Source organism: Cognatundibacterium rivi (assembly GCF_018139565.1).
Taxonomy (GTDB): domain Bacteria; phylum Pseudomonadota; class Gammaproteobacteria; order Burkholderiales; family Burkholderiaceae_D; genus Undibacterium; species Undibacterium rivi.
Genome location: NZ_JAGSPK010000002.1, coordinates 1 through 15216 on the forward strand (window position 1 = coordinate 1; position 15216 = coordinate 15216).

Genomic DNA, 15216 nt, shown 5'->3' on the forward strand with positions numbered 1-15216 from the left:
TCCCGAACAGGACCGTGAAACGACTCTGCGCCAATGATAGTGCTGCAACCAGTGTGAAAGTAGGTTATCGTCAGGCTTGTATTCTGCTAACCCCCCGTTACCTACCGTAACCGGGGGTTTTGCTTTTGGTGATCTCTTTTTATGTTTGGGCTGTGATCTTCTTTATCTGTTGCTGTCAACATGTTGCATGCTTTTGCGTTATTAGCAGATGCGATCTTTTTTGGAGTCAGACATGCGAACTAAAATACTGGTAACGACATTAGTGATCACCGCAGTTTCCGGCTGTGCAAATCAACGCTATACCGAAAATTACCCACAGCAATATCCGAATCAATATCCGCATCAGCATTCCCGGCAATATCCTGATCGCCAGACGAACACATATCCGCAGTATCAGAATCAATACCAGAACCAGTATCAGAATCAGCAAAATTACGGTGAACTGGCGACCATCATCGGTATGCGCAATGTCGCTGTTGACGGCAATGTATCGGGTGCCGGAACCGTTGTTGGTGCGCTGGTTGGTGGTGTGCTCGGCCATCAGGTCGGCAAGGGCAATGGTAATGATTTGGCGACGATTGGTGGTGCAATTGCTGGCGGCATCGTTGGCAATCAGATGGAGCGCGGTTCGGCAGGGCAGAAACTGCGCACCGAACTGACGGTACAATTTCCTAACGGTGAAACACGCACTATGCTGATCGATAACCACGCCGGTTACCGTATTGGTGATCGGATACGGGTAACAACGCAAAACGGTCAGCTCGTTCCTATGCAGTAATGCCGAGAAGTCGTATCCCCCGAAGGTAGCAGTGTGTCATTGCTGCCTTCGGGATACAATGCAGGAATACGTACTTCATCATTCCTGAGCATTTGATATGACCGAAAAAAAATCTATGTTGAGCGTCGATCAGGCGCTCAAATTTTTATTGTCAGCGGTACGCCCGCTGACTGACACTAATCTCATTCCGACGATCGATGCGCATGGCCGCGTGCTGGCACAGGCGCAGTCCTCACTGTTGCATGTGCCACCGATGGATAACACGCAAATGGACGGCTACGCGGTGCGGGCAGCCGATTGTGCCAGCGGCCAAGCCCGTCTGCGGGTCGCCCAGCGGATTCCGGCCGGACATATAGGCGCACCATTGGAAGCCGGAACGGCCGCCCGAATTTTTACGGGAGCGATGATCCCAGCCGGAGCCGATGCCGTGGTCATGCAAGAGCAATGCGTGGTTGATGGTGACGATGTTGTGATCCGTCATCAACCGCAAACAGGCGAATGGATACGCCGTCAGGGTGAAGATATCGCCGCTGGTGCGACCATATTGCAGCCGGGAACCCGCTTGCGTGCGCAGGAACTCGGACTGGCAGCGTCGGTTGGTCTGGCGCAATTACCCGTCATTCGCAAACCACGCGTTGCGGTATTTTTTACCGGTGATGAACTGGCGATGCCGGGTGAAGCGCTGAAGCCGGGGGCGATCTATAACTCCAATCGTTTCACGCTGACTGGCCTGCTGCAGGACATGGGCTGTGACATTACCGACTACGGCATCGTACCGGATACACTGGCGGCGACACGCGACACCTTGCGTCAAGCGGCGCAGGAACACGATTTAATTATTACCTCCGGCGGTGTTTCCGTCGGTGAAGAGGATCACATCAAGCCCGCGGTGGAAGCCGAAGGGCGTCTGAATATGTGGCAGATCGCTGTGAAGCCGGGTAAACCGCTCGCCTTTGGTGAAGTCGGGCAGGCATTTTTCCTTGGCTTGCCGGGAAATCCAGTGTCGAGTTACGTGACCTTCTTGTTGTTTGTGCGACCGTTTCTGTTACGCATGCAAGGTGTTGAACAGGTGGCGCCGCAATCTTATGTCATGCGTGCCGATTTCAACTGGCCGAAACCTGACCGGCGTAATGAATTTTTACGTGCCCGCATCAATTCGCAAGGTGGGCTGGATTTGTTCCCGAATCAGAGTTCAGGCGTGCTGACATCCACCGTGTGGGGAGATGGCCTGATTGACGTGGCACCGGGGCAGGTCATTCAGGCTGGCGACCAGGTGCGCTTTTTGCCGTTTACATCATTTTAGATTTCTGTGCCTTACCGATAAAATTGCATCATGAAAATTCAATTACGTTTTTTTGCCAGCGTTCGTGAAAAACTCGGCTTATCTGAAGAAACGCTCACTTTGCCGGCTGAAATCACTACCGTCGGCGGTGTGCGCGCTTATCTGCAGTCGCGCGGTGGCCTCTGGGCGGAAGTGCTGGCCGATGACCGCGCGTTGCGTATGGCGTTTGCACATGTGATGTGCGACGCGGAAACACCCATCAGCGAGGGCGGCGAAGTGGCATTTTTCCCACCTGTGACCGGAGGTTAAATCATGACTGTGCGCGTACAGACAGCAGATTTTGATCTGAGTAGCGAAGTCGCCAAGCTGCGCAAAAACAATACCGCGATTGGTGCCATCGTCAGTTTTGTCGGCGTTGTGCGTGATCTGAATGATGGTCAGAATGTGTCGGCGATGGAGCTGGAACATTATCCCGTGATGACGGAAAAAGCGCTAGCCGACATCGTTGCACAGGCGAATGCGCGCTGGGCGCTGCTCGATACGCTGGTGATTCACCGCGTCGGTGCTTTAATGCCTGCCGATCAGATTGTGCTCGTGGTGACGGCATCGAAACACCGAGGCGAAGCATTTGCGGCCTGCGAATTCATCATGGATTATCTGAAAACGCAGGCACCGTTCTGGAAAAAAGAGCAGACACCGGAAGGCGCACGCTGGGTTGATGCGCGTGAAGCCGATGATCAGGCGCTCGGCAAATGGGGTATTTCTGTCAACAATGCCGCGACAGATTCCGCCTCACCTGACGGAGCGTCAGCATGAACTGGCTGGGCTGGCTCGCAGTTGGCAGCGGTGCTGCGATAGGAGCGTGGGCACGCTGGGGATTGGGGGTGTGGCTCAATGGTGTACTGACGCAATTGCCGGTGGGAACGCTGGCCGCGAATCTGGGCGGTGGTTATATCATCGGGCTGGCAGTGGCTTTTTTTACGGCTTACCCTGATTTATCCCCGGCGTGGCGATTATTTCTGGTGACCGGCTTTCTCGGTGGCCTGACCACGTTTTCCACGTTTTCTGCCGAATCCATGACCTTGCTGCAAAGGGGCGAGTTTGGCTGGGCGCTGGCACATATCAGCGTGCATTTGCTGGGCTCGATTCTGTGCTGCTTTGCCGGCTTTGCCAGTTACCGTGCCATCGCTGGCTGAATTAGCAAAAAAAGGGGAGTATATGTTGTTTTTGCCTTATTCTCAGCGAAAACAAAGGGCTTTAAAATATACTCGGGGGGAGTATATTTTGCTCTGAAAAGGCTGTTTTTTCTGGTTTTGGGCTTGTCGCAACTATGTCGCCGTGCCGAGCCGGGTGGTGCTGCACATCCTTGCTCTTCCGTAAATCACAGTAAACCACATCATCTGACTGAGCTGACATCATGACAAGCAACACCATGCGCACTGTTTTTCCTGAAATTGAACCCTACCGTACCGGCACGCTGGCGGTGGACGAATTACATACGCTGTACTGGGAAGAGTGCGGTAATCCTGAAGGGCAGCCTGTGCTGTTCCTGCACGGTGGCCCCGGTGCCGGTACCTCGCCGTCACACCGTCGTTTTTTTGATCCAGCGCATTACCGCATCGTGTTGTTCGATCAGCGCGGCGCCGGTAAATCCACCCCGCTGGGAGAATATCGCAACAACACCACAGCGTTGCTGATTGAAGATATAGAAAAAATCCGTGTCATGCTCGGCATACAGCAATGGCTGGTGTTTGGTGGCTCGTGGGGTTCCACGCTGGCACTGGCGTATGGCGAAGCGCATCCTGAACGCTGCCTCGGCTTTATCCTGCGTGGCATTTTCCTGTGTACCAAGGCCGAGGTCGATTGGTTCGTCAACGGCATGGGATATTTTTATCCTGAAATTCACCAGCGCTTTGCTGAAGCGATTCCTGTTGAGGAGCGCGGTGATCTGCTGCAGGCGTATGTGAAACGCCTGTTTTGCGATGATCCTGCGATCTACATGGAAGCAGCGCGTAACTGGAGTCGTTATGAAGGTTCCTGCCTGTTTCTGAAGCCACAAGCCGAGGCAATTGCGAGTTTTGAGTCGGATGAGGTCAGCCTCGGCATCGGTCGCCTGGAAGCGCATTACATGCTGCACGGCGCTTTCATGGAAGACGATGCTTTAATCCGCAATATCGCCAGGATCCGCCATCTGCCGGCCGTGATCGTGCAAGGCCGTTACGATGTGATTTGCCCGCCGGTATCCGCTTATCGCCTGCATCGGGCGTGGCCGGAAGCCGCTTATCATGTGATTGGTGACGCCGGTCATGCCGCGATGGAGCCGGGGATTGCCTCTGCGCTGGTGCAGGCCACCGAAGATTTTAAAACGCAGCGCCGGTTTTCCTGAGTCCGGCCAGATCAGTTGTATTCGCTCATCGATTGCCTCTGAGCTGTTCTTCTGAACAGCTCAGATTGTTTCTGGCTTGCCGAAATTTGCGCTGCCAGAAAGTGCCGCCGGAAAAGCCTGATATGGCGCAAACAAAGCGTAATTCAAGGCATAGATTTCTCATTTTTATTTGCCGAAAAATAAGGCAGGCAGTATCGTTGAGAATGCTTGAAATCAGCATAGCCGTCCCAAATTGTAGCGATAATTCATCATACAGGAGCAGCAAATGCGTCTCGATAAACTCACTACCAAGTTACAGGAAGCACTGGCTGACGCGCAAAGTCAGGCAGTCGGTAACGACAATCAATATATAGAGCCAGTACATGTGCTGCTGGCCTTAATCAATCAGGATGACGGCGGCAGCCGTTCACTGCTGCAACGCGCAGGTGTGAACGTCAATGCGCTTGTGAATGTGCTGAAAAGTGCGGTCGAACGCCTGCCGAAAGTCACAGGTAACGATGGTCAGGTGCAGATCGGCCGTGAATTAACGGGCTTACTGAATCTGGCTGACAAAGAATCGCAAAAACGCGGCGACGAGTTTCTAGCCAGCGAAATGGTGTTGCTGGCACTGTCCGATGACAAATCGGAAGCAGGCAAACTGGCGCGTGAAAACGGCCTGACCCGTAAATCCTTAGAGGCGGCCATTTCAGCGGTACGCGGTGGCGGTAACGTCAATTCGCAAGATGCTGAAGGGCAGCGTGAAGCACTGAAAAAATACACGCTCGATCTGACCGAGCGGGCACGTCTGGGCAAGCTCGATCCTGTGATTGGGCGCGATGATGAAATTCGCCGCGCGATCCAGATTTTGCAACGCCGCAGTAAAAATAATCCAGTGCTGATCGGTGAACCAGGCGTTGGTAAAACTGCGATTGTGGAAGGCTTGGCGCAACGTATCGTCAATGGCGAAGTACCGGATAGTCTGAAGTCGAAACGCGTGTTGTCGCTGGACATGGCCGCATTGCTGGCGGGGGCGAAATTCCGTGGTGAGTTTGAAGAGCGCCTGAAAGCAGTACTGAAAGAAATCGCGCTCGACGAAGGGCAAACCATCGTCTTTATCGACGAGTTGCATACCATGGTTGGTGCTGGTAAAGCAGAAGGTGCGATGGATGCGGGCAATATGTTGAAACCGGCACTGGCACGCGGCGAGTTGCATTGCGTCGGTGCGACCACATTGGATGAATACCGCAAATACATCGAGAAAGATGCCGCGCTGGAACGTCGTTTCCAGAAAATTATTGTCGATGAACCCAGTGTTGAAGCAACGATCGCGATCCTGCGCGGTTTGCAGGAAAAATACGAAGTGCATCATGGCGTTGACATTACCGATCCGGCAATTGTGGCGGCTGCAGAGCTCTCGCATCGCTATATCACCGACCGCTTTTTGCCCGACAAGGCGATTGATCTGATTGATGAAGCTGCATCGAAAATCAAGATCGAGATCGACTCCAAACCAGAGGTAATGGATAAGCTGGACCGCCGCCTGATTCAGTTGAAGATCGAACGTGAAGCGGTGAAACGTGAGAAGGATGAAGCATCGCATAAACGTCTCGCGCTGATCGAGGAAGAAATCGACAAACTGTCACGCGAATATGCTGATCTGGAGGAAGTCTGGAAGGCAGAAAAATCGATGGTGCAGGGCAGTACGCACATCAAGGAAGAGATAGAGAAAATCCGCGTGCAGATGGATGAGGCCAAACGCAAGGGTGACTGGCAAACCATGTCTGAATTGCAGTACGGACGTTTGCCTGAGCTGGAAGCGCAGCTGAAACAAGCTGATGCTGCGAATGCAGGACAGGACGATGTGCCTAAAAACAAGCTGTTGCGCACGCAGGTGGGTGCCGAAGAAATTGCAGAAATCGTGTCACGTGCTACCGGTATCCCGGTTTCCCGCATGATGCAGGGCGAGCGCGAAAAATTGCTGCACATGGAAGATGCGTTGCATGAACGCGTAGTTGGTCAGCACGAGGCGATCGTTGCCGTTTCCGATGCGATCCGCCGTTCGCGTGCCGGTCTGGGGGATCCTGGCCGTCCGTACGGTTCTTTCCTGTTCCTTGGGCCGACCGGTGTTGGTAAAACAGAGCTGTGTAAAGCGTTGGCTAATTTCATGTTCGATACTGAAGAGTCATTGATTCGTATCGATATGAGTGAGTTCATGGAAAAACACAGCGTGGCTCGTCTGATCGGCGCACCACCGGGTTATGTTGGCTATGAAGAGGGCGGTTATCTGACCGAAGCGGTGCGCCGCAAACCGTACAGCGTGATCTTGCTTGATGAGGTGGAAAAGGCGCATCACGATGTGTTTAACGTCTTGTTGCAGGTGCTGGACGATGGTCGTATGACCGACGGACAAGGCCGTACTGTGGACTTTAAAAACACCGTGATCGTGATGACATCGAATCTGGGCTCGCATCAGATACAGGCGATGGAAGGCAGCGACCCTGAGGTAGTGAAAATGGCAGTGATGGGCGAAGTCAAAACCCATTTCCGGCCTGAATTCATCAACCGTATTGATGAGATCGTGGTATTCCATGCGCTGGACGCCAAAAACATCGGTGCGATTGCGAAGATACAGCTCAAAACGCTGGAGCAACGTTTGTCGCAAATGGAGATGGGCTTGCAAGTCAGTGATGCAGCCTTGCTGAAGATTGCCGAAGCCGGTTTCGATCCTGTGTATGGCGCGCGTCCTTTGAAACGTGCGATACAGCAGGAAATCGAAAATGTTTTGTCTAAGCAAATTTTGCAAGGAAAATTCGGGCCGAAAGACCTTATTTCTATTGATGCGAAAGATGGTGAACTTGTTTTCGGTAAAGTGTGATTAAATAGCCGGGAGCAAGTTACGGCGGTGCAAATGCACCGCCTTTTTTTTGACTGAATTGGGTTGTTATTTTTTTCTGCTAAGCGGTTTTCTATCAAAGAACAGAGTTGGAGTTGTACCCAGCGTTTTTTTGAACATCGCAGAAAAAGCAGACTGGCTGGTATAGCCGAGCTCTGTTGCAACTTGTGATAATGGCATGCCTGATGCGATGAGCGGTGTTGCCATCGCAAGACGCATTTGCTGACGCCAGTGACTGAAACTCATGCTTAGCTCTTTGTGAAATAAACGGCTCAGAGTTCGCGCTGATGCGCCACTATGTTTTGCCAACAGATCCAGACTTTCCTGATTGGCAGGGTTGCTGAGCAGACGTTCGCACAGGTTTTTGAGCCTTTTGTCTTGAGGCATTGGTAAGTGAATGGGCAGCGGTCTGGCTGCCCGCAATTCGTCAAAGATCACTTCAAACAGGTGGGTTTCACGACTGCATCCCCGCTCAAATTGTGCCATTGCCGCGATCAGCTCGCGTAACAGGCCAGATACGTCGATGATTACGCAACTGTCGGTGGGAAATGGATTGAAATCCTTGTGTATTTGTAGCACGCGTAACTGCGAATTTGCGAGGGTGCGTACTTCATGCACCATGTCTGGTGGGATCCATACTGCACGCATTGGTGGTACAAACCAGATATTGCCATCAGCAAGTACCTGCAGCATTCCTTGAGGGGTATAGGTGAGTTGTCCCCATGCGTGCTGATGTGCTTCCAGATTTCTGGCATGTTTCATATCCCTGGAATTGAGCCGTATCGGACGCATTGGTGTCGGATGTCTTTCCGGCGGATGTGGTTGATAGCGCGTCAGTTGGCGAGTACGCATAATTAAAATATGGCAGTTTTGAGATAAATAATGTCATGTTATCTTAAATCTGCCTGATAGAAATTCCTTAGACTGATGCTGTTTTCTTCAAATTCCGGAGTTTTTATGTCTGCAGCAGAAATTGTGCCCGGCTCACCAGTGCCGCCTACTCAGGTAAAACAAGATGCGATGGTGATAGGTCTGGTGGGATTTGCCCATGCGATTTCACATTTCTTCCACATGATTCTGGCGCCTTTGTTCCCCTGGATTAAAGAAGCTTTCAGTTTGTCGTATGCCGAACTGGGATTGTTGATGACGGTGTTCTTTGTTATCTCAGGTATAGGGCAGGCTTTGTCCGGATTTGTGGTCGATAAACTCGGTGCGCGTACGGTCTTATTTTTTGGTATCAGTTGCCTGGGATTTGCTGCGCTGGTGCTGTCATCGGCACAAAATTATGCGATGTTGCTGATGGGGGCGATGCTGGCCGGTGTTGGTAACAGTGTGTTCCATCCTTCTGACTATACTTTGCTGAATAAACGGGTGTCACCGGCACGGCTGGGATATGCGTTTTCTGTGCATGGCATCAGCGGTAATCTGGGCTGGGCTGCTGCGCCTGTGTTTCTGGTCACGATTGCCCAATTTACGACCTGGCGCACAGCCTTATTTTGTGCGGCGTTTCTGCCTTTCATGGTGCTGACGTTATTGTTCATTTATCGCGATTTATTGCATACCGACATTGTTCCCGCCACACATCCACATGCCAGTGCCCATGCGAAAGAGGGTGTGCTCGATTTCCTGAAACTTCCCGCAATCTGGATGTGCTTCGGTTTCTTTTTTATGTCAGCCATGGCGCTGGGCGGCATACAAAGTTTTTCTGCCGCGGGTTTGCGTGATTTGTACGGCATGTCCTTAAATGCGGCAACCACGGCTTACACCATGTTCATGCTGGCGTCGGCATGCGGTATGTTGCTGGGCGGCTTTCTTGCGGCCAGAGCCAGTCACCACGACAGAATTATTACGCTTGCTTTCAGTCTGGCCGGTGTGTTTTCACTGTTGCTGGCAACCGGTTGGTCGAATACGCCGATGGCGATTGTGCTGATGGCGGGAATCGGCTTTGGTTCTGGCATCGCCGGACCATCCCGTGATTTGTTGATTCGCTCTGCAACGCCGAAAAATGCGACTGGTCGTGTGTATGGCATTGTGTATTCCGGTCTCGATTCAGGGCTGGCGGTCGCACCGTTACTGTTTGGTGCCATCATGGATGGCCGTCATTCTTCATGGGTATTTATCTGTGTTGGTGTATTTCAGGTGCTGACGATACTGACTGCAGTCAATGTCGGTGGTCGTACCCGGGCATTGGCTGCTGTATAGTCTCAGGCTAAAATGAGTTGGCCTGCCACTTTTGGCAGACCTGAATCATAAGAAAGAGGACGACTCATGAGCTTTGCAAGCTGCGACATCTGTGATGCGAACGAAGATAAACTGGTCAGCGGAGAGCTGGCGGCACTGCCACCGGTATTTCAGAGTTATGGTGCGCAGACAAAATTCAGCGGACCCGCCACGACGCTGAAAGCGTTTGAAGATAATGGCATGGTGCGCACCGTGCTGGAGACGCCGGGCAATGGTCATGTACTCGTGATTGATGGCGGTGGTAGTCTGCGTTGTGCTTTGGTGGGCGGTAATCTGGCCGTACTGGCAGAGAAAAATGGCTGGGCCGGTATCGTCGTTCATGGTTGCATTCGCGATGTCGACGAAATCAACGCGTGTAACATCGGGGTTCGCGCGTTGGCTGCAATGCCTGTCAAAAGCATTAAACGGGGCGGCGGCGAGCAGAATCTGCGCATTACTATTGCTGGTGTTGCGGTTTCTCCGGGTGACTGGATTTATGCCGATGCAGACGGCGTGCTGGTTGCCAGACAACAATTACACTGACCTGCAAACGCTGATATACCGTCAAAACTCAGAGTAAAAACTCAAAGCAAAAACTCAAGGAAAGTTATCTGCATGTGGATAGACACGCACTGCCATCTTGATGCCTCCGAATTTGCAGGGGCATCCCTTGCTCTGGCGGAGAGGGCGGCGAAATCAGGTGTGTCTGCAATCGTGATTCCTGCCGTGCATAAAAATAATTTCGCAGCCGTTGAAGCTTTATCGCAACAACGTGAGGACTGTTTTTACGCGCTCGGTATTCATCCTATGTATGTGCCGACGTCCGATGAGAAAGATCTTTTGTGGCTGCGTGAAAAAGTCGCGACACTGATGAGTCAGGATCAGACGCAGGATGAGGGGACGGGTCAGCCGAAACACGCACCAGGAAATCGCTTTGTCGCCATCGGGGAAATCGGTCTCGATTTTTTTGTCCCTGCATTGAAAGAAATGCCTTTGCGGGAAAAGCAGGAATTTTTTTTTAGTGAACAACTGAAAATTGCGCGTGAGTTTGAACTTCCGGTACTGCTGCATGTGCGACGTTCGCAGGATACGGTACTCAAGTATCTACGGCGTATCCGCGTGCCGGGTGGCATTGCTCATGCGTTTAACGGCAGCCATCAGCAGGCGCAGACCTATATCGATCTTGGTTTTAAACTGGGATTCGGCGGCGCGATGACCTATACGCGTGCCTTGCAAATCCGGCGGCTGGCGACAGAGTTGCCTCTGACTTCACTGGTGTTGGAAACAGATGCTCCGGATATGTCGCCCAGCTGGATTCCGCACACGATCAATACCCCCGCTGAGTTGCCCGCCATCGCTGCGGTGCTTGCCGGGTTGCGCGCCGTGACCCCGGCCGACATCGGCGTGGTAACGACCGCCAACGCACAGGCGGTGCTGCCGCGCATGCGCAGAGTCTGATATGCAGGCACTTTGCATCGGCCTGGCGATCGGTGTCACTTTGTTGCAGCAGCAGGCTGCCTTGCCGGAGGTGCATTTTCTTTTCCTGATGTTGTTTGCTGCAGTCTTGCTGATGTTGGCAGGCTATCGTTTTTCTTTATATCAGAGGCTGCATGGTGTCGTAAAACTGCTGTGGCAGATGCTGTTTGCTGGCATTGTCGGTTTTGTCTGGGCTAGTCTGTTTGCCCATTTTTATCTGACGACATCTTTGCCGACAAAGTACGAAGGCAAAGATCTGGTTGTGGTGGGAACGATAGATAGTCTGCCCGCTTATTTTGATCAGGGTGAACGTTTTAATTTTGCTGTGGAGCGCGTCATCAGTCCCGATTTATCGATTGATGAACGGCAGTATTTTCCTGAAAAACTCGCTTTGTCGGCGTATCAAGGCACGGAAGATTTGCATGTGCAGCCGGGTGAACGCTGGCAATTCAATTTACGTTTAAAACGTCCCCATGGTTCTGCGAATCAGCATGGTTTTGATTACGAAGTCTGGTTGCTGGAGCAGGGGATACGTGCAACGGGAACCATCAGGCCTGCTTCGGCCGCTTATCCGAATCAACGTCTGCAAGAATTTGTCTGGAGTATTTCTAATGTCGTTGAACGTTGTCGTGGCATTCTGCGCGATCGTATTCATGCTGCGTTGCCAGGGAAAACCTACGCGGGAGTGATTATTGCGCTGGTGATTGGCGACCAGCGCGAAATTTCGCAATCGGACTGGACAGTGTTCAATCGCGTGGGAATAGGTCACTTAATAAGTATCTCAGGATTACACATCACAATGATCGCCGGTTTGTTTGCCGGGCTGGTTTCTTTTCTCTGGCGACATTCATTTTTCCTCAATTTGTCGCTGCCGTTGTTGGTGCCTGCACAAAAAATAGCAGCGCTTGCCGGAGCGCTTATTGCGTTTTTGTATGTGGCATTAGCGGGATTTGGAGTGCCTGCCCAGCGCACCTTATACATGTTGTGCGTCGTTGCGCTCGCTGTCTGGAATGGTAGGATGACGAGTTTTTCATCGGTGTTGTGTCTGGCACTGGGACTGGTTGTAGTACTTGATCCGTGGGCCGTGTTGTCGCCCGGGTTCTGGCTTTCTTTTGGTGCGGTCGCGGTGATTTTATTTGCTGCAGCGGCTAAAGAGGATGGTGCCGCTACAACCTGGAGGCAGAAATTGACATCGTCTTTGCGTACGGCGACGCGAACGCAATATGCAGTGACCGTGGGACTGGTTCCTCTGACGATGTTTTTGTTCGGGCAGTTTTCCCTGATCAGCCCACTCGCTAACGCCATCGCGATTCCTTTGATCAGTTTTATCGTGACGCCGCTCGCTTTACTGGGAAGTGCGTTGCCTGCAGACGCGTCTGCTTTTGTGTTGTCGCTGGCGCATGAGACTGTGCAAATGCTGGCGACCGTTCTGAGCTGGCTGAGTGCTTTCCCGGCAGCCGTATGGACTGCGGCTTATCCACCGTTCTGGGTGTTTGCGCTGGCGCTGGCAGGCGTTGTCTGGATGTTGTTGCCAAAAGCCTGGCCTATGCGCTGGTTGGGAGTATGTTGCTGCCTGCCTTTAATTTCTTTTCAGCCTGCGCCGGTCGCTGAGGGGCAACTGAGAGTGACGGCGCTGGATGTCGGGCAGGGCATGGCTTTACTCATTGAAACCAGTGCTCATCGTCTGCTGTACGACACAGGTCCCGCCTATTCTGCCGATTCGGACAGTGGCAGCAGAATTATTTTGCCCTACCTGAAAGCGCAGGGCATTAACACGCTTGACGCGATGATTGTGTCGCATAACGACAGCGATCATTCGGGCGGTGCACTGAGCATACTGAAGCAAATGTCGGTCAGTCTGGTGCTGAGCTCATTAAGTTCGGATAGTGCGATTGTGGCTGAATCGCGACAGCACCGGCGCTGTCAATCCGGCCAGGTATGGCACTGGGATGGCGTCACGTTTGAGATATTGCAGCCGGTTGCCGCGAGCTATGACAGCATGAAGTGGAAGCCGAATGCGCGCAGTTGTGTATTGAAATTGTCGACCAGCAATTACGCCATGTTACTGCCGGGCGATATTGAGGCGGTGCAGGAAGATGAGTTGGTGAATAGTGTCCCGGATAAGCTCAGAGCGGATGTGTTGCTGGCACCGCATCACGGCAGCGGTACATCGTCCACGCCTGCGTTTCTGCAAGCCGTGCGGCCAGAGCTTGCTATTTTTCAGCTGGGCTATCTGAATCGTTATCGTCATCCTAAAACGGAAGTCTGGAATCGTTACGCTGATTTTGGAATAAAACGTCTAAGAACCGATGAATCAGGTGCAATCACATTACAATTCAGTACATCATTGCAGTTTTCTCAATTCAGACAGGAGCATGCGCGTTATTGGTACGCACAATAATGCGGTATTCATTATGGTGGAACAAACCGCTAAGCCAGTCCTTCATTTTGTTCACGGGAACAGTTTTCCCTCCGGTACTTACAGGCTTTTTCTTGAGCAGTTGCGCGATGCCTATGATGTGCATTCCACGGATATGGTTGGGCATGACCCCGCTTATCCCGTAACCGACGGCTGGCCTTGCCTCGTGCAGGAATTGATAGTCACTCTGCTTGAACGCTATACGCAGCCAGTGGTGCTGGTAGGGCATTCGCTGGGTGGTATTCTCTGTTTGCTTGCTGCCTCTGAACGTCCGGATTTGGTGCGGGGTGTGGTTGTTCTGGATTCGCCGATCGTTGCTGGCTGGCGTGCTTTCTTGTTACGTATATTTAAAGCGTTTAATCTGGATAAAAAAGTATCGCCCGCCCGTTTCGCTGAAAAACGCAAACATCTCTGGAAAGATAAAGAGGCTGCGTACCAGCATTTCGCAGCGAAAGAATTATTCGCGATCTGGCCTCCTGAGGTATTGTGGGATTACATACACGCAGGACTGAAGCCTGATCCTGAGGGTGTAACTTTGCGATTCACGCGCGAAGTGGAAACCGCAATCTACCGGACGCTGCCGCATACTCTGGGGCGTTTGCTAAGGCATCCACCGCAGGTGCCGATTGGTTTTGTCGGTGGAACTGAGTCTGTTGAGTGTCGTCAGGCGGGAGATTTCTACACGAAAAAACTGATGGGTAAGCACTACACGCTGATACAGGGCGGGCACCTGATTCCGATGGAAGTCCCCTTGCAAACTGCGGCTGCAGTCAGGCAGATGCTGACTGAATTAAATTTATATCCGAAATAAAAATGATGAGATCAAAAAAATTAGTTTTATCTTTATCGGCGCTGACGATGTTGGGTCTGTGCCGTTTCGCTGTTGCCGATGACAACCTTATCTTGCCATCCTGGTCTGAGTTTGTTCAGGTCAGGGAATCTGGAAAGGCCATATGGCAACTGGAAATTGAGAACGATAGTTTGTTGATGAATAAGGATGATCGTTTCTATACCGCCGGTAATCATTTGCAGCAAAGCTTTGTCCGTCAGACTGCCGAACAATCAACCGAGTACGGATGGCGTGTTGGGCAGGATTTATATACATCGTCCGACATTAAATTATTGCCGTCGCAGCTGGCGCGAAATGATCATCCCTATGCTGGCTGGTTATATGCCGGCGTGTTCGGTCAGAAAACACAAATGACAGGACGTAGCTGGCGCTGGAGTGTGGATGTCGGATGTCTGGGACCTTGCGCTGGCGGTGAGTGGACGCAAAATCATCTGCATCGTATTTTGCAGCAGGCGCAGCCTCAAGCATGGAGCACCCAACTGCGTAACGAGTGGGGTCTGGTTTTGGGTGGGGAAATGTCTCCGGGACGTTTATTGCCGTTTGAGGGAGTGGATATTTCGCCACGTTTCAAAGCACGTTTCGGCAATATATTTACGGATGCCAGCGCGCAACTGGAGTTGCGTGCCGGCACTTTAAATCGTTTGCCGCACCAGCCCGCAAGTTATGCGTTTGCCAGAGCAGAGGCAAAAGTTGTGGGCTATAACGCGACGATACAAGGAGGCTATTTCAATAACGAGCCGGGCAAACTGACGCCGAAACGATCCGGTGGTGAAATAGAGCTTGGTTATCTATGGCAGGCGGACAAATATGCGGTCAGTGCATCCCTGTTGCGCAGAGCCAATGAAATCAAGGAAATATCAGACGCAACTGGTGCGCAGAATTTTGTCAGATTGCAATTTTCCTATGCAATGTAAGACAAAATAAGTTGTCAGT

At 52.0% G+C, this 15216-nt stretch carries 14 protein-coding genes; 13 read left to right on the top strand and 1 reads right to left on the bottom strand.

Annotated elements, in window-relative coordinates:
• The first annotated feature begins 232 nt into the window (after positions 1-232).
• The 7 genes from KDM87_RS04360 (at position 233) to clpB (ending at position 7300) form a co-directional block, all read left to right on the top strand.
• Positions 233-778 carry an outer membrane lipoprotein gene (locus tag KDM87_RS04360; protein WP_230407596.1) on the top strand — a complete coding sequence of 182 codons (546 nt, stop codon included), beginning with the start codon at positions 233-235 and terminating at the stop codon, positions 776-778.
• A gap of 97 nt (positions 779-875) precedes the next feature.
• Positions 876-2081: a molybdopterin molybdotransferase MoeA gene (locus tag KDM87_RS04365; protein WP_230407597.1), complete on the top strand. Its 1206-nt coding sequence runs from the start codon at positions 876-878 to the stop codon at positions 2079-2081.
• 30 nt (positions 2082-2111) lie between these two features.
• Positions 2112-2369, top strand: a complete 258-nt coding sequence (gene moaD / locus KDM87_RS04370) for a molybdopterin converting factor subunit 1 (RefSeq protein ID WP_212677969.1) — start codon at positions 2112-2114, stop codon at positions 2367-2369.
• A 3-nt stretch (positions 2370-2372) separates the two neighbouring features.
• A complete protein-coding gene (gene moaE, locus KDM87_RS04375; RefSeq protein WP_212677970.1) occupies positions 2373-2876 on the top strand; it encodes a molybdopterin synthase catalytic subunit MoaE in 504 nt (167 codons plus the stop codon).
• Positions 2877-2881: 5 nt separating this feature from the next.
• Positions 2882-3256 carry a fluoride efflux transporter CrcB gene (gene crcB / locus KDM87_RS04380; protein ID WP_212678654.1) on the top strand — a complete coding sequence of 125 codons (375 nt, stop codon included), beginning with the start codon at positions 2882-2884 and terminating at the stop codon, positions 3254-3256.
• Positions 3257-3477: 221 nt separating this feature from the next.
• Complete coding sequence (gene pip / locus KDM87_RS04385; protein ID WP_212677971.1) at positions 3478-4446, top strand: prolyl aminopeptidase; 969 nt, start codon at positions 3478-3480, stop codon at positions 4444-4446.
• Positions 4447-4711: 265 nt separating this feature from the next.
• Complete coding sequence (gene clpB / locus KDM87_RS04390; RefSeq protein ID WP_212677972.1) at positions 4712-7300, top strand: ATP-dependent chaperone ClpB; 2589 nt, start codon at positions 4712-4714, stop codon at positions 7298-7300.
• A gap of 66 nt (positions 7301-7366) precedes the next feature.
• On the opposite strand, the gene KDM87_RS04395 is transcribed toward clpB, so the two are convergent.
• Positions 7367-8170: an AraC family transcriptional regulator gene (locus KDM87_RS04395; RefSeq protein WP_212677973.1), complete on the bottom strand. Its 804-nt coding sequence runs from the start codon at positions 8168-8170 to the stop codon at positions 7367-7369.
• A 105-nt stretch (positions 8171-8275) separates the two neighbouring features.
• On the opposite strand from KDM87_RS04395, the gene KDM87_RS04400 reads away from it, so the two are divergent.
• The 6 genes from KDM87_RS04400 (at position 8276) to KDM87_RS04425 (ending at position 15197) form a co-directional block, all read left to right on the top strand.
• A complete protein-coding gene (locus tag KDM87_RS04400; RefSeq protein ID WP_212677974.1) occupies positions 8276-9520 on the top strand; it encodes an MFS transporter in 1245 nt (414 codons plus the stop codon).
• Positions 9521-9586: 66 nt separating this feature from the next.
• Positions 9587-10081 carry a ribonuclease E activity regulator RraA gene (gene rraA, locus KDM87_RS04405; RefSeq protein WP_212677975.1) on the top strand — a complete coding sequence of 165 codons (495 nt, stop codon included), beginning with the start codon at positions 9587-9589 and terminating at the stop codon, positions 10079-10081.
• A 72-nt stretch (positions 10082-10153) separates the two neighbouring features.
• Complete coding sequence (locus tag KDM87_RS04410) at positions 10154-10996, top strand: TatD family hydrolase (RefSeq protein WP_212677976.1); 843 nt, start codon at positions 10154-10156, stop codon at positions 10994-10996.
• A 1-nt stretch (position 10997) separates the two neighbouring features.
• Positions 10998-13415: a DNA internalization-related competence protein ComEC/Rec2 gene (locus KDM87_RS04415; protein ID WP_212677977.1), complete on the top strand. Its 2418-nt coding sequence runs from the start codon at positions 10998-11000 to the stop codon at positions 13413-13415.
• A complete protein-coding gene (locus tag KDM87_RS04420) occupies positions 13390-14244 on the top strand; it encodes an alpha/beta hydrolase (protein ID WP_230407598.1) in 855 nt (284 codons plus the stop codon). The genes KDM87_RS04415 and KDM87_RS04420 overlap by 26 nt, the downstream gene beginning before the upstream one ends.
• A gap of 2 nt (positions 14245-14246) precedes the next feature.
• On the top strand, positions 14247-15197 hold the full coding sequence (locus KDM87_RS04425; protein WP_212677978.1) for a lipid A deacylase LpxR family protein: 951 nt from the start codon (positions 14247-14249) through the stop codon (positions 15195-15197).
• Positions 15198-15216 lie beyond the last annotated feature (19 nt).

What these genes read in the sequence shown, in the direction of transcription:
- KDM87_RS04360 (WP_230407596.1), top strand. Translation starts at nt 233, where the DNA reads ATGCGAACTAAAATACTGGTAACGACATTAGTGATCACCGCAGTTTCC.
- KDM87_RS04365 (WP_230407597.1), top strand. Translation starts at nt 876, where the DNA reads ATGACCGAAAAAAAATCTATGTTGAGCGTCGATCAGGCGCTCAAATTT.
- moaD (WP_212677969.1), top strand. Translation starts at nt 2,112, where the DNA reads ATGAAAATTCAATTACGTTTTTTTGCCAGCGTTCGTGAAAAACTCGGC.
- moaE (WP_212677970.1), top strand. Translation starts at nt 2,373, where the DNA reads ATGACTGTGCGCGTACAGACAGCAGATTTTGATCTGAGTAGCGAAGTC.
- pip (WP_212677971.1), top strand. Translation starts at nt 3,478, where the DNA reads ATGACAAGCAACACCATGCGCACTGTTTTTCCTGAAATTGAACCCTAC.
- clpB (WP_212677972.1), top strand. Translation starts at nt 4,712, where the DNA reads ATGCGTCTCGATAAACTCACTACCAAGTTACAGGAAGCACTGGCTGAC.
- KDM87_RS04395 (WP_212677973.1), bottom strand. Translation starts at nt 8,170, where the DNA reads ATGCGTACTCGCCAACTGACGCGCTATCAACCACATCCGCCGGAAAGA.
- KDM87_RS04400 (WP_212677974.1), top strand. Translation starts at nt 8,276, where the DNA reads ATGTCTGCAGCAGAAATTGTGCCCGGCTCACCAGTGCCGCCTACTCAG.
- rraA (WP_212677975.1), top strand. Translation starts at nt 9,587, where the DNA reads ATGAGCTTTGCAAGCTGCGACATCTGTGATGCGAACGAAGATAAACTG.
- KDM87_RS04410 (WP_212677976.1), top strand. Translation starts at nt 10,154, where the DNA reads ATGTGGATAGACACGCACTGCCATCTTGATGCCTCCGAATTTGCAGGG.
- KDM87_RS04415 (WP_212677977.1), top strand. Translation starts at nt 10,998, where the DNA reads ATGCAGGCACTTTGCATCGGCCTGGCGATCGGTGTCACTTTGTTGCAG.
- KDM87_RS04420 (WP_230407598.1), top strand. Translation starts at nt 13,390, where the DNA reads ATGCGCGTTATTGGTACGCACAATAATGCGGTATTCATTATGGTGGAA.
- KDM87_RS04425 (WP_212677978.1), top strand. Translation starts at nt 14,247, where the DNA reads ATGATGAGATCAAAAAAATTAGTTTTATCTTTATCGGCGCTGACGATG.